9 protein-coding genes and 1 tRNA gene are annotated in these 13,225 nt (G+C 67.6%); 6 read left to right on the top strand and 4 right to left on the bottom strand.

Translation table 11 applies throughout. The features are described from left to right. Together AB7V09_RS03365 and AB7V09_RS03360 are read left to right on the top strand one after the other, a co-directional pair. On the top strand, positions 1–1,525 hold a 1,525-nt coding region (locus AB7V09_RS03365; protein ID WP_419142926.1), incomplete at its 5' end, for an HNH endonuclease. A 23-nt stretch (positions 1,526–1,548) separates the two neighbouring features. Beyond that, the gene (locus AB7V09_RS03360) at positions 1,549–4,956 is read left to right on the top strand and encodes an error-prone DNA polymerase (protein ID WP_419142925.1); all 3,408 of its coding nucleotides are present in this window, start codon (positions 1,549–1,551) and stop codon (positions 4,954–4,956) included. A gap of 12 nt (positions 4,957–4,968) precedes the next feature. On the opposite strand, the gene AB7V09_RS03355 is transcribed toward AB7V09_RS03360, so the two are convergent. Continuing rightward, entirely contained in the window at positions 4,969–6,426 is a 1,458-nt protein-coding gene (locus AB7V09_RS03355) for an AI-2E family transporter (protein ID WP_419142924.1), read from the bottom strand. Positions 6,427–6,495: 69 nt separating this feature from the next. Here AB7V09_RS03355 and AB7V09_RS03350 point away from each other — a divergent pair, with 69 nt between their 5' ends. Further along, complete coding sequence (locus tag AB7V09_RS03350) at positions 6,496–7,407, top strand: D-hexose-6-phosphate mutarotase (RefSeq protein ID WP_419142923.1); 912 nt, start codon at positions 6,496–6,498, stop codon at positions 7,405–7,407. A gap of 113 nt (positions 7,408–7,520) precedes the next feature. Continuing rightward, positions 7,521–7,611, top strand: a tRNA-Leu gene (locus tag AB7V09_RS03345). A gap of 66 nt (positions 7,612–7,677) precedes the next feature. Here the strand turns inward: AB7V09_RS03345 and AB7V09_RS03340 are convergent. Next, complete coding sequence (locus tag AB7V09_RS03340; RefSeq protein WP_278698928.1) at positions 7,678–8,175, bottom strand: DUF805 domain-containing protein; 498 nt, start codon at positions 8,173–8,175, stop codon at positions 7,678–7,680. Positions 8,176–8,515: 340 nt separating this feature from the next. Then, on the bottom strand, positions 8,516–9,097 hold the full coding sequence (locus AB7V09_RS03335) for a DUF805 domain-containing protein (RefSeq protein WP_075415351.1): 582 nt from the start codon (positions 9,095–9,097) through the stop codon (positions 8,516–8,518). A gap of 223 nt (positions 9,098–9,320) precedes the next feature. On the opposite strand from AB7V09_RS03335, the gene AB7V09_RS03330 reads away from it, so the two are divergent. Next, entirely contained in the window at positions 9,321–10,583 is a 1,263-nt protein-coding gene (locus tag AB7V09_RS03330; RefSeq protein ID WP_419142922.1) for an MFS transporter, read from the top strand. Between the two features lie 8 nt (positions 10,584–10,591). Here the strand turns inward: AB7V09_RS03330 and AB7V09_RS03325 are convergent, their stop codons facing one another. Continuing rightward, positions 10,592–11,941, bottom strand: coding sequence for a hypothetical protein (locus AB7V09_RS03325; RefSeq protein WP_419142921.1), 1,350 nt, complete (start codon positions 11,939–11,941; stop codon positions 10,592–10,594). A 118-nt stretch (positions 11,942–12,059) separates the two neighbouring features. Between AB7V09_RS03325 and AB7V09_RS03320 the strand changes: the two genes are divergently transcribed. After that, positions 12,060–13,199, top strand: coding sequence for a GNAT family N-acetyltransferase (locus AB7V09_RS03320; RefSeq protein WP_419142920.1), 1,140 nt, complete (start codon positions 12,060–12,062; stop codon positions 13,197–13,199). Positions 13,200–13,225 lie beyond the last annotated feature (26 nt).

Raw genomic sequence — 13,225 nt, 5'->3', positions numbered from 1 at the left:
CACCCCAGCCCAGCTGCGGGCCGACGCCATCACCGCCATGACCCTGTCCACACTACGCACCAGCCAACAGACCGCCTTCACCCAGCCTTCCCCGAAGGAAGCCGAGCATGACGGCGAAGCCCAGGCCGAGGCCAACCTCTCCGGGTCGGCTACCCAGGCACGGCTGCTGCCTGACGGGGTGCCTCTGGAAGGGCTCCTGAGCAGCTTGAGCTCCCTGGTGGGCTCAGCCAGCCCGTGGTGGACCCCCTCAGGCACCGGACACCTCCCCCTCCCAGCAAGCATCCACATCGACGTCCAAGTCACCGTCCCCCTGACCAGCCTGACCGACCCAGGTGGCCTGGCTCAGCCAGAAGACGCCACCGACCACACCCCAGCCGCTCACGGTCCCGGCGGCCGCGAACCCTCCACCAGCATCGGAGGCAACCGGCTCCAGGACAGCGATCACGGGGGCTATGTGCCCGAGGGCCGTACTCCTAAGTGTGGTGTTCCCGAGAGCGCTGAGCGCCCCGAAGGTCCCTGCCATCCGAAGTCCGGCAGAGCCAGCCCAGACAAGAGCCCCACCATTGTCACGCCCGACCCTCTCAACGACGCAGCATCCCCGCATGACCGGAGAGGCCTGCCCACCACTGATGGGAGGAGTCTGCCCGGCTCCAGTGGGAGGAGTCTGCCTGTACCCGACCCGGCTACTCCCGCCTTCTCGTGCTCGGCTGCTCACGACTCCTCGCCTGCCGCGTCGTTGTCCACTGCTCTCATCGCCCAGCCGGCCGCCTCGTTGCCCGCTGCAGCTACCGGGGTCGCTGAGGTGCGCATCGGTGCGCGCAGCGCGGCGGTGCCGGCCCTGACCGCGTGGGCCCTGGCCGCCGGCGGGACCTGGAGGCGCCTGGTCACCGACCCAGCAAGCGGAGTCGTGATCGACGTGGGACGCACCCGCTACCGTCCCCCGGCCGGTCTGGCCGACCTGGTGCGCGCCCGCGACCGGGCCTGTGTCTTCCCCACCTGCCAGACCCCCGCCGAGCGGTGCGACATCGACCACCTCACCGCCTGGAGTCAGGGCGGGACCACCAGCCTGGACAACCTCGCCACCCTGTGCGAGGCCCACCACCGCCTCAAGCACACCCCCGGATGGGCACTCACCCGAGACCAGGCCGGCGGGATCCTGTCCTGGCACACCCCCGACAAGACCGTCTACCAGCGCCACCCCAACGGCACCATCACCCGCCTGCCCCGCAAGACCGGCCCCCACCAGCACCACGTCCCCGGCGCCGTCGTACCAGCCGACCTGAGCAAGCAGATCGGCCCCGACCTCATCGACCGCCTCAACCGGGCCCTTGACAGAGCACTCGACAACCAGGCCCACAACCACACCGGTCCCGGCACCAACACCAACGGCAGCACCAGCCCCCGCCTCGAGACCCGCGGCCCCCAACCCGGCCAGAGAGCCGGAGCCTACGAGACCACCCCCTACCCCAAAGCCGCCCACACCCTCCAACTCGCACCCCTCATCGACCAAGCCCCACCCTTCTAACGCTCCAGGTGCCCCCCATAGTCATGACCGGACGTCACCGTTATGCCGAGCTCCACGCCCACTCCGCCTACTCCTTCCTCGACGGGGCCAACGAGCCCGATGAGCTGGCCTCGGCCGCCGTTGAGCTCGGTCTGGAGGCCCTCGCCCTGACCGATCACGACGGCGTCCCCGGCATCGTCAAGCACGCCCAAGCAGGCCGCGCCCATGGCCTACCCACCATTCACGGCACCGAGCTCACCCTGGCCGACGGCTCCCACCTGCCCGTTCTGGCTCGCAACCCCACCGGCTACCGCCGCCTGGTGTCCGCCATCTCCCGGCACAACCTGGACGCAGGGCACCGTCAAGAACCGGCCCACGACCTGCCCACACTCGCCTCGGCTCTCCGCTCCGACCCCACCGGCCAGACCGAGGCGGCGGCGGGGACCTGCCTCGTCCTCACCGGTACCGCCAACGGCCCTTTGCGTCGGGCCCTGGGGGATCCACGTCGACCCGACACCTGGGATCTGAAGGCGGCAGACACCTGCTTGGGACACCTGACCGAGCTCTTCGCCGCGCCTGACCGAGGCCGTCCCTCCGGTGCCGGCCCCACGACCGCCGCTCACCGGCAGGTTGAAGGAGATGCCACAATCGGCCTGGCCGTTGAGCTCACTCTGGACGGAGGTCCCACTGACGCCGCCCTCACCGACGCCCTGACCCGGCTGGCCCACGCCCACCGACTGCCCCTCGTGGCCACCGGTGCAGTGCGTTGCGCCCGCCCAGCCGACGCCCGCCTCGCCGACGTGCTCACCTCCACCCGCCTGGTCACCGACCTGGAAGGCGCCCGCGGTCACCTGCCCCCCATTGGCCGCTGGCTGCGAGGGGCCCATGACATGGCGCTGCTCCACCGGCGCAGTCCCGGAGCCGTCGACCTGGCCGCCGAGCTCGCCGCAGACCTCGCCTTCGACCTGTCTCTCATCGCCCCCGACCTCCCCGACGCCGATGTCCCGGAGGGCCACACACCTGCCAGCTGGTTGCGCGAGCTCACCCGCCAAGGCGCCACCCGCCGCTACGGCACCCCGCAGGAGCACCCCCGGGCCTGGGAGGTGCTCAACCATGAGCTCGAGGTCATCGAGTCCCTGGGATTCCCCGGCTACTTCCTCATCGTGCACGCCATCGTCGAGTTCTGCGCACAGTCGGGAATCCTGTGCCAGGGGAGAGGCTCGGCGGCCAACTCCGCAGTCTGCTACGCCCTGGGCATCACAGCCGTCGACGCCGTCAGGCACCAGATGCTCTTCGAGCGCTTCCTGTCCCCGGGGCGAGCCGGCTACCCGGACATCGACCTCGACATCGAGGCCTGCCGCCGCGAGGAGGTCATCCAATACGTTTACTCCCGTTACGGCAGAGAACGTGCCGCCCAGGTCGCCAACGTCATCTCCTACCGCCCCCGATCCGCAGTCCGTGACGCCGCCCGGGCCCTCGGCCACCCCGCCGGAGTGCAGGACGCCTGGGCCAAGCAAATGGAGCGGTGGACCTCAGTGCGCCCCGGAGGACTGACCGGGCAGAACGACGAGGTCCCCGAGCCGGTCCTCGACATCGCGGAGAAGCTGCTGAGACTGCCCCGCCACCTGGGGGTCCACCCCGGAGGCATGGTCCTGTGCGGCCGACCCGTCACCGAGGTCTGCCCGGTGCGCTGGGCCGCCATGGACAACCGCTCGGTCCTCCAATGGGACAAGGACGACTGCGCCGAGGCCGGGCTGGTCAAGTTCGACCTCCTGGGCCTGGGAGCGCTCACCGCCCTGCGCCTGGCCTTCACCACGCTGGCACAACGGGGGCAGACCGTCCCCGACGCCGTGACGGAAGGAGAACTGCGCACCTCCCAGTCCGGCCGTCCCTGGGGGCTGCACACCCTGCCCGAAGAGGACCCGGCCGTCTACCGACTGCTCACGGCCGCGGACACGGTCGGAGTCTTCCAGGTCGAGTCGCGTGCCCAGATGGCCACCCTGCCCCGACTCCGGCCTCAGGAGTTTTACGACATCGTCGTCGAGGTCGCCCTCATCCGCCCCGGCCCCATCCAGGGCGACGCCGTCAACCCCTACATCCGCCGCAGGCTGGGGCGCGAGGAGGTCACCTACCTGCATGAATCCCTCAAACCCGCCCTGACCAAGACCCTGGGAGTGCCGCTCTTCCAGGAGCAGCTCATGCAGATCGCCGTCGACGCCGCAGGCTTCAGCCCCGCCGAGGCCGACAGCCTGCGTCAGGCCATGGGGGCCAAACGATCCATCGAGCGCATGGACGCCCTCCGCAACAAGCTCATAGCCGGAATGAGAGCCAGAGGCATCGACGCGCCCACGGCGGAGACGATCTACAGCAAGTTGAGGTCGTTCGCCGAGTTCGGCTTCCCCGAGTCCCACGCCTTCTCCTTCGCCTACCTGGTCTACGCCTCAGCCTGGCTCAAGGCGCGCAAGCCCGAGGACTTCTACGCCGGGGTCCTGGCTGCCCAGCCCATGGGCTTCTGGTCCCCGCAGTCCCTGGTCGCTGACGCTCGTCGCCACGGTGTGCGCGTCCTACCCGCAGACGTCAACCGCTCACTGGCGCAGGCCACCGTCGAGCAGCGGGAAGACCACCAGGACGCCGGCCCATCAGACCAGTGGGAGCCGCTGAGGCCCCATCCCGCTGCCCCATCCTCCCTGGACATCCACGATGATCTCGCAGTGCGCCTGGGCCTGGCCCCGATCAAGGGGCTGGGGGAGCGGGCCGCGCAGGCCATCGTCACCGAGCGCTGTGCTCACGGCCCCTACCAGGACCTGGCCGATCTTGCACGACGCGTGAGTCTGAGCCGCTCCCGCCTTGAGTCACTGGCCGTCTCAGGAGCCCTGGACAGTCTAGGCGTGGAGCGCCGTCAGGCCCTGTGGGCTGCCGGAGTCCTCTCCGATGAGCACGGCCGACGTCGTGGCGCCTCCCGCCAGGGGCCGGAAGTGTGGTGCCAGCCCACGCTTCCGGGAACCGCCGTCGGCTCCCAGGCCCCAACCTTGCCGACCATGACCGACCGCGAGCGCCAGGCCGCCGACCTGAGCCTGACCGGAGTGTCCACGCAGGGCTCGCCCCTGAGGCTGCTGCGAGCCTCACTGACCGCCGACGGTGTGCTCAGCGCAGCCGACCTGGCAGATCAGGAGCATGGGAGCCGGGTGCGCGTCGCCGGCGTCGTCACCCACCGGCAGCGCCCCCACACTGCTTCCGGTATGATCTTCCTCAACCTGGAGGACGAGACTGGTCTGCTCAACGTCGCCTGCCGAGCCGGTATGTGGCGCTGCTACCGGAGCATTGGCAGACGCGCCGTCGCTCTCATCGTGCGCGGCACCGTGGAGAAGGGCGACGGAGTCGTCGCGCTCATGGCCGATCGTCTCCAGGTCCTTCCCGGTGTCCCGGGCACCGGCAGCCGGGACTGGTGCTGACAGCGGCGCCCCTCACTCCTTGCGGGAGGAGTAGGCGGGCAGCTCGCCAGTGACCGGGGCGTCCTTGGTGTGCAGCTCGGAATAGACGGACCAGAGCACGCTGATGAGCGGGACCGCGACGATCGCGCCGAGCAGACCGGCGGCGTAGGTCCCCAAGGCGACACCGATGATGACCACCACAGGGTGCAGAGAGACCTGGCGACCCATGATGAGGGGCTGGAGGATGTGCCCCTCGATCTGGCCGATCCCGGCCACTCCCACGCCGACAACGATCATGGTGACAAAGCCGCCGGAGGCCAGGGCCACCACCATGGCCACGAGCATCGCCAGAGGTGCGCCGATGATCGGGATGAAGGCGCCAATGAACACGAGCACCGCCAGGGGTGCTGCCAACGGGATCCCCACCAGCTGGAGGAAGATCCCGGCCATGATGGCGTCGGTGAGCGCCACCAGCACAGTGCCGCGGGCGTACCCGGCGAAGGTGTACCAGCCGGCGCCCGCAGCCCGGTGGGTCGACTCCCGCATCGTGGCAGGCAGCTCGTTGAGGAACCAGCGCCACATCCTGCCCCCGGAGGCCAGGAAGAAGATCGTGACGAACAGTGCCAGGGCCAGGACCGTGAGCACATCAACGACCGCACTGGCGTTGGACAGCAGCTCTGAGGCCAGGGACGGGGCATTGGACTGCAGATAGTGCTGCCCCTGGCGCAGCCAGAGCTGGAGCTGGTGATAGATCTGCTGCTGCGTCAGGTGCAGCGGCCCATTCTCCAGGAAGTCCATGATGGTGTTGAGGCCATCGCCGAACTGGGACGCCAAGGAGCTCCACTGGCTGGTGACCGAGGTGACCACGTACGTGACCAGTCCGGCGATCGCACCGATGGTGGTGAGCAGTGCCAGGAAGGTCGCCGGGTAGCGGGGCATGATCTTGGCGAAGAGGTTGACCATCGGCTGGAGGATCGAGGTGAACACCAATGCCATGAACAGGCCGATGAAGACCGGGATCACCTGCGAGGTGGCGTAGAAGATCAGGCCGATGACAATGATGATGCCCAGTCCCAGCCAGGCCCCCATGCCGCCCCGCACCAGCCAGGCGGGCAGGGAGTCCATGACCGAGGAACGGGTCGTGACCGTCTCGGGGAAGGAGACCGAGGGGGCCACGCGCACATGAGTGGTGGACACCGGGGGAGCGGCCGGTCTGCTCTCCGCCTCCTCCGGAGTCGACTCCCAGTGCAGCTGGTAGTCGCGGTCCGCCTGCCTGCGCCTCTCCGCCCAGTCGATCCCGCGGTCCAGCGCCGTACGGGCGCTCTTGAGCCGGCTCAGCAGGCCACTGCTGCTGAGGGTCTCTCGGGCGGACTTCTTCCCCGAGCTGGCTCCCTGAACCGCCTGATGGGAGTCGGAGGTCTGGGAGGACTCGGGAACCTCGGGCGGCGCGTCCTGTGTCGGCTCCTGTGACGGAGAGCTGTTGGTTGCCATGGGGTGAACGATCAGTCCTTCGCTGGATAACGGGCTGACGAAACACGCCCAGCCTACTAGCGTGGCCCCATGACCGCCCCGAATGTCGGCAATCCGACGCTCCCCGCCGTGACGAACCAGCTGCGTCTGCCCCGCACCGCCGCGTTAGGGCCAGGACGGGGAGGACAGCAGAGGCTCCTCATCGACGCCCCGGCCGGGGCCGCAGAGATCTACCTCCACGGCGCCACCGTGACCTCCTGGGTGCCGCGCGGCGGCTCAGAGGTCATCTTCACCTCCCGGCAGGCGGTCTTCGACGGCGCTACCGCCATTCGTGGAGGAATCCCCCTGTGTCTGCCGGAGTTCGGGGTCGGCATCAACGGTGACGCCGTACCGAAGCACGGGTGGGCCCGTATCGCCCCCTGGCGGCTGCTGACAGTCACCAGCACCGACGGCGGCGGTGTCCGCGCTCTTCTCAGCGTCAGTCGTGACCGCCTGACAGCGCTCTACGAGGTCGAGGTCGGTCAGACGCTGCGCCTGGGACTCAGCCTGCGCAACGAGGGTAGTGAGCCCCGCACGGTGGAGGCGGCCGCGCACACCTATCTCTCAGTCCACGACGTCACCGCCAGTCGCATCAGCGGGCTCGCAGGCGCCCCTTGCAACGACAACCTGGCTCGCAGCCCGCAGGAGGCCCACCACGTCCAGGAGGGCGATGTGACGATCCATGGCCCCGTGGACCGCATCTATGACTCCGCCGAGCCGATTACCGTCACTGATCCCGGGCATCAGCGCACCATCGGCATCGACAAGCGCAACGCGCCCTCGACGATCGTGTGGAACCCCTGGTCCACGCACAGCGCGCCGCTACCGGACATGGCCGACGACGAGTTCCCTGCGATGGTGTGCGTTGAAAGCGGGGCGGTACGAGAGCACGCGCCCACCATCGAGCCTGGGGCAAGTTGGTCCATGCAGGTGACCGTGAGTGTCGAGAGCACCGCAGTGTGATGGGAAGCACTTGAACGTGGCTTGGTGGCCTCGGTGGCCGCCATGCTAAGTTTCTCTGCGTCGCCAGGACGAGGGCCTGGCCGGGCCGCTGAAAGGCGGAGGAGACAACACAAGTCCGAGTGGCGGAATAGGTAGACGCGCTAGCTTGAGGTGCTAGTGCCTTATTAAACGGGCGTGGGGGTTCAAGTCCCCCCTCGGACACCACCAACAGATGATCCCCGGGACCGGAAGGTTCCGGGGAACATTGTCTTGTCCCTCGGGAGGTTTCGCTCATCCCCACTCGGGACGGTAGAGGTCGGGGCGGGAGCGCATGCTGCACATGATGAGCGGAACGATCCCCAGTCCAATGAAGTAGAAAAGCAGGAACAGCTCCGACTTTCCGGTGTCATGGAGACGACGGGCCGTCACTGCGAGCGCCGGAGTAATGAGCACGATCTCGTAGAACAACAATAGGCCTAAGATCACGTACACTGCTGCAGGTGTATCAGGAACGGGCGTCAGCGCTGACGGAATACTGATGATGGCTACCAGCATGTAGAGACTAGAGGGGATGACTATCTGGAGCAGTAGAAATGGCCACCAGAACTCCGACTGGGAGGCGTATCCGCTGAACTGGGCGTAGCGCTGGAAGAAGCGCTTGACGGCCTCTCCCAAGCGCGCACGAGGAAGGGGGGTGACGTCGGGAGCCAATGACATGGGCCCGAACTGGTTGGGATCACCATATGGCGCCTGGTCGCCGTCGGGTGCGGGACCGGTTCCGTAGGACATGAATCTCTCCATATAAGACGGGGCGGGGAGCGGTGGGTGCCGTCATAGTTGAGAATACCCGTTCTGATGGGCTTTCTGGTGCCAGGTCGGCGCGCGAGCGACAGCCTAAGGGCAGAGGGGAGGGCTCGTCACCTCGGTTCCTTCCCACTGCGGTGGGGAGCACTCCCTATGCTGTGTCACAGGGCCACGGAATACCAGCGAAATGCCAGTCCCGAAACCCCAGCCGACCAAACTGTCATAAGCCGGGTGGGGTTCACGTTCCCCTCGGGCGTCACCAATACGATGGTCCCCGGAACCAGAAGGTTCCGGGGACCATGCGTCGTCCCTCAGGGAGATTCGTTCAGCTCCACTCGGGGCGGTAGAGGTCGGGACGGGACTCCAAGCAGTAGAAGACCAGGAGCACTATTGAGGCGCCGGGAATGAAAGCGATGAGCAACCAGAGTCCTGACTTTCCAGTGTCGTGCAGGCGCCGTACCGCGATGGCCAGGCCTGGGATGAATATAGCTATCGCATAGGCGAAGTAGAGAAGCATGACGATGATCATCCCGATACCGGTACCGGTCCCGGCATCGTCTGAGGAACCATCCGCCGCCGCACCAAGACCAATGACCATGAACAATAGGAGGTAGAAGCCAAGTCCGATGAGAGCATTGAAGAGCGCAACCCACCAGAACTCGGAGCGGGACGCATAGCCTCGGAACTGGGCGTAGCGCTGGAAGAAGCGCTTGACGGCCTCACCGAAGCTTGCTCCAGGCAGCGGGGCGATGTCGGGTGTCAGAGGTGGCGGGCCGAACTGTCCGAACTGGTTGGGGGCGCCGTAGGGAGTGGCACCACCCGGATAGGGTGCGGGGCCGCCGTAGGCCGGTTGGTCGCCATAGGGCGCCTGGCCTCCATAGGGTGCGGGGCCGGTTCCGTAGGACATGAATCCTCCATGTAAGACGGGGCAGGGAGTAACGGGTGCCGTCATGGTTGAGAGCACCCGGACTGATGCGCTTTCTGGTGTCAGATCGGCGTACGAGTCACAGCCTAAGGGCAGAGGGGAGGGCTCGTCACCTCGATTCCCTCCCGCTGCGGTGGGGAGTACTCCCTATACCGGGCCACAGGTATCGGGCTCCAGGACACCCGCCTCGGTAGACTGAATCCCCATGCACTCCGCCACTTCACTGAGCGCCTCTCCAGGTACGCGGCGCAGTCCCGATCTGCTACGTGCGCGCGCCGGGGTCTGTCTGGTGTTCCTGGCCAATGGCCTGGGATTCGCCAACCTGGTTCCGCGTTTCCCAGAGATCGTGGTGGGACTGGGACTGAGCAAAAGCGACTTCGGGCAGGCTGTGGCAGCAGCCAGCGTCGGCGCTCTCGTGGCGGGGCTGGCCGCGTCATGGCTCATCTCCCGCCTGACCTCGGCCAAGGTTGCGAGCCTGGGCATGCTCGTGGTGGCTCTGGCGCTCCTCGGAGCGGGGCTGGCCCGTTCGTGGGTTGCCCTGGCGGTCTGTCTGCTGGTCGTGGGCGGGACGGACTCCATTGTCGATGTCGCGCAGAACGCACACGGGCTGCGGGTCCAGCGCCGTTGGGGCGCCTCCATCGTGACGAGCTTCCACGCCTCGTGGTCGCTGGGGGCGGTCCTGGGCGCAGCCATGGGGCAGGCCATGGCCGGAGCCGGAGTGGGGCTGGGGACCCACATGGTGCTGACGGCGGCAGTGTTGCTCGTCCTCTCGACAGGCCCCCTGCTCGCAGGCTGGCTCCTACCCGGCCATGATCGTGATGATCGCGACCCCGATCGGATCAAGGAGCTCGATGACGCCCCCGAGGTGAGGTCGACGACATCGTCTCGTCGAAGCCGACCGGTCACGATCCTCGTGCTCATCGTCGTCGGACTGCTATGCGCGGCCTCGATGTTCCCCGAGGACGTCGCCATGAACTGGTCCTCCCTGCTCCTGTCCGAACAGGGCGCCGGTGCCGGCCACGTCGGACTAGGGCTGGTGGCTCTTCAAGGAACCATGATCGTCGGCCGGCTGGTGGGCGACCGCATCATCGACGCTGTCGGCCAGCGGGCCGTGATCGCCTGGGGAGGAGCACTGGTCACCCTCGGAATGAGTATCGCCCTCCTGGTCTCCTCCGTACCCGGGACGCTGCTGGGGATGGCGATCTCCGGGGCAGGATGCGCCGTCGCCGTCCCCGTGACCTACTCCGCCGCCGACGACGTTGAAGGGCTTCCTCCCGGGCTGGGGCTGACCATCGTGTCCTGGCTGGCCCGCCTGGCGGGCCTCCTGGCGCCACCGGTTGTCGGCCGGCTCGCTGACGATCACGGACTGTGGGTGGCTCTGGCCTATGGCCTACTGGGTGGCTTCATCATGGTCTCCTGCTGGCCGGTCCTGCGCCGCAGGCCTGCGGAGACTCAGCGGCCGGGCTGACGCGAGGGTCAGACCAGTCCTGCCTGACGGCGCAGCTCGCTGTCCTTCTTCTGAGTCCAGAGCCTGCCGATCGCAACGGTGACGAGTGCTACAGCGATGACGACCAGCGCAAGGACCGAGTTCCATATCAGTGCGTGGGTGTGAGCCTCCTGCGAGGAGGAGCCGGCCGAGAACGCAGTCTGATTCAGCGTCACAGAGGCGAATATGGCGAGAACAGCCACGACGAACTCAACCAGGAACACGATCGCAGCAAGGTTCCAGTAGCGCTCGCGTCGGCGCGCATCGCACCACGCGGGCAAGGAGGCGGTGTCGACATCCTTCCAGCTGAGCTCTCGCGGCTCCTCTCCTCCGGGCATCGTGCTGGGATAAGACACGAGGAGACGGTCGCACCGCTTGGAGATGTGGGACACGATCGCACCGAAAATGCTGACGCCGAAGAGCAGGGGAATGAGCGTGAGCTGTCCGGCGGCGATGAACAGCAGGAAGATCACGATCCCCACGAGCAGGAAGACTGAGGCGAAGATGGTCATGCCGACCAGGGCACGCCGCCCCTGCCTGACGCGCTTGGCGACGTCGTAGGCATCCGGCCACGGGGGACCCATGCGCCCGTCACGGGTGACTCCTCGCGCGAGGGAGACTCCGTTCGGGTGAGTGATGAGATCCCGGCGCAGGCCGGCCTCAATGTCCAGGGGGCGCGACGAGCCGGGCTCCTGCCCTGCCAGCTGGGTCAGGGTCTGACGCAACAGCCCCCACTGCTCCTCAGCCACGAACCTCGGAGTGCGCAGGACCCAGGTGGCGCGAGCGCAGGTGACCGCGATGGCCAGTGCCACGAGGGCGAAGACGCTGGGAAGAACTGTCAGGACCTTCTGGATACCGGCGAAGGGGCCGCCCGCGGGCGCGATGGAGGGGCTTCGGTAGGAGGAGATGGCGAGGTACAGGCCGATCCCCGCCATTCCCAGCGCAGCGACGGTCTTCAGCAGCCGCAGCAGCATGCCCCCACTGAGCTGAACAGACAGCGCTGCCGTGCCCGGGTCGTAGGCGGCGACGGTGTGGTCCACGGCTTGACGCACCTGCTCCTCACGTGCCGCACTGGCCGGAATGGTCAGACGCTCCTTGACGAGGGCAAGGCCGGTCGGAGACCCCAGACCGGACTCGAAGCTCGGAATGTCATGGTGCTCCACGTAGCCGCGATGAGCCGAGTCGTAACTGCTGCGTGTCTGAGTACTCTCCACACGGGCGGGGACGCGCTGCTCGACCGTGATGACATCGCCGCGTCTGCGTACTCGCACCGAGGGCAGCATCCAGCGAGGGATGGCGGGACCGTGGCGTCGGCTCTCAGGTGTGGATGCGGTAGTCACTCAGGCTCTTCTCGTCGGGAACGTCGCCCTCGAGCATATGCCCATGAAATGACCAGAGTGAGGATTATGAGGATCTCATCAAGAGTCAGGTGGGGGAGAGGCGTTAGCATCGGCCTCCATGGACTCCTTTGAGATGACCGTTGCTGCTGACGGCGACCTGCCCGCACTCGTCCTGTCGGTCCCGACCGGCGACGACATCGACCGCATTGCCGAGATCTGCCAGGAGGCCGACATCCAGGAGTGGACCTCCATCGTCCGCGGCTACCAGCGCAGCGACGCAGAGTTCTTCGTCGAGCAGGTCGTGGCCAAGGGCTGGAACGAGGGGCGCGAGCTCACCTGGGCGATCCGCGAGGCCGACGCCGGTGCCTCTGCGCACCTGGTGGGCATGCTCGGCATCACCCTGAGCGGCCCTGAGGGCGCTCGGACCGGCGAGGTCGGTTACTGGCTCGCTGCTGCGGCGCGTGGGCGCGGCACCATGACCCGCGCCGTCGCCGCCCTCATCGATATGGCCTTCGACTCAAGCGGCCCCCTGAGCCTGTCCGCGCTGAGGTGGCGCTGCGATATCCACGACTCAAGCTGCGGCCCGGTGCCCAACTGGGCCTCCTGGAAGGTCGCCTGGTCCCTCGGCTTCCAGCGGGAAGGGCGAGTGCGCCGCTTCCTGCCCAATGACGGTCGGCTCCATGACGGCTGGATCGCCACCCTGCTGCCCGACGACCCGCGCGAGCCGCGAGCTCCCTGGGACGGCCCCGTTGAGACAGGCGGCGTGCTTCCCCTGGTGGCTCACGACGGCGTCGGAGAGAGGGAGGGCGACGACCCCGAGGCCCTGGTGCGCCGCTTCCATCACGTCTACGGACTTCCCGTCCAGACCGACGGCGCCAGCCTCGAGCGAGAGAGCCTCGACATGCGCATGAGTCTCATCGCCGAGGAGTTCTCCGAGCTCGTCGGCGCCGTCTACGGGCAGGCCGCACGCGCCGAGCTCGAGTCGAGCTACCTCCGCGCCGTGGCCGCCGACGACGGTACTCGCGACACCGTCGAGACCGCCGATGCCCTGGCGGACCTCATCTACGTCATCTACGGCATGGCCCTGGAGACCGGGATCGACCTGGCATCCGTGCTCGCCGAGGTGCAGCGTTCCAACATGTCCAAGCTGGGTGCCGACGGCAAGCCGGTCTACCGCGAGGACGGCAAGGTCCTCAAGGGGCCGGACTACTTCCCTCCGAATGTGGAGGCTGTGCTGCGCAGTCGCCGCCTGCGCTGAGAGGAGCCCTGCGACGCGGCCATAAC

The sequence above is a fragment of the Actinomyces sp. SKVG-SVH-4(1) genome (assembly GCF_048514265.1).
Taxonomy (GTDB): Bacteria; Actinomycetota; Actinomycetes; order Actinomycetales; family Actinomycetaceae; genus Actinomyces; species Actinomyces oris.
This window is presented reverse-complemented; position numbering and strand designations above follow the sequence as displayed.

What these genes read in the sequence shown, in the direction of transcription:
- AB7V09_RS03360 (WP_419142925.1), top strand. Translation starts at nt 1,549, where the DNA reads ATGACCGGACGTCACCGTTATGCCGAGCTCCACGCCCACTCCGCCTAC.
- AB7V09_RS03355 (WP_419142924.1), bottom strand. Translation starts at nt 6,426, where the DNA reads ATGGCAACCAACAGCTCTCCGTCACAGGAGCCGACACAGGACGCGCCG.
- AB7V09_RS03350 (WP_419142923.1), top strand. Translation starts at nt 6,496, where the DNA reads ATGACCGCCCCGAATGTCGGCAATCCGACGCTCCCCGCCGTGACGAAC.
- AB7V09_RS03340 (WP_278698928.1), bottom strand. Translation starts at nt 8,175, where the DNA reads ATGTCCTACGGAACCGGTCCCGCACCCGACGGCGACCAGGCGCCATAT.
- AB7V09_RS03335 (WP_075415351.1), bottom strand. Translation starts at nt 9,097, where the DNA reads ATGTCCTACGGAACCGGCCCCGCACCCTATGGAGGCCAGGCGCCCTAT.
- AB7V09_RS03330 (WP_419142922.1), top strand. Translation starts at nt 9,321, where the DNA reads ATGCACTCCGCCACTTCACTGAGCGCCTCTCCAGGTACGCGGCGCAGT.
- AB7V09_RS03320 (WP_419142920.1), top strand. Translation starts at nt 12,060, where the DNA reads ATGGACTCCTTTGAGATGACCGTTGCTGCTGACGGCGACCTGCCCGCA.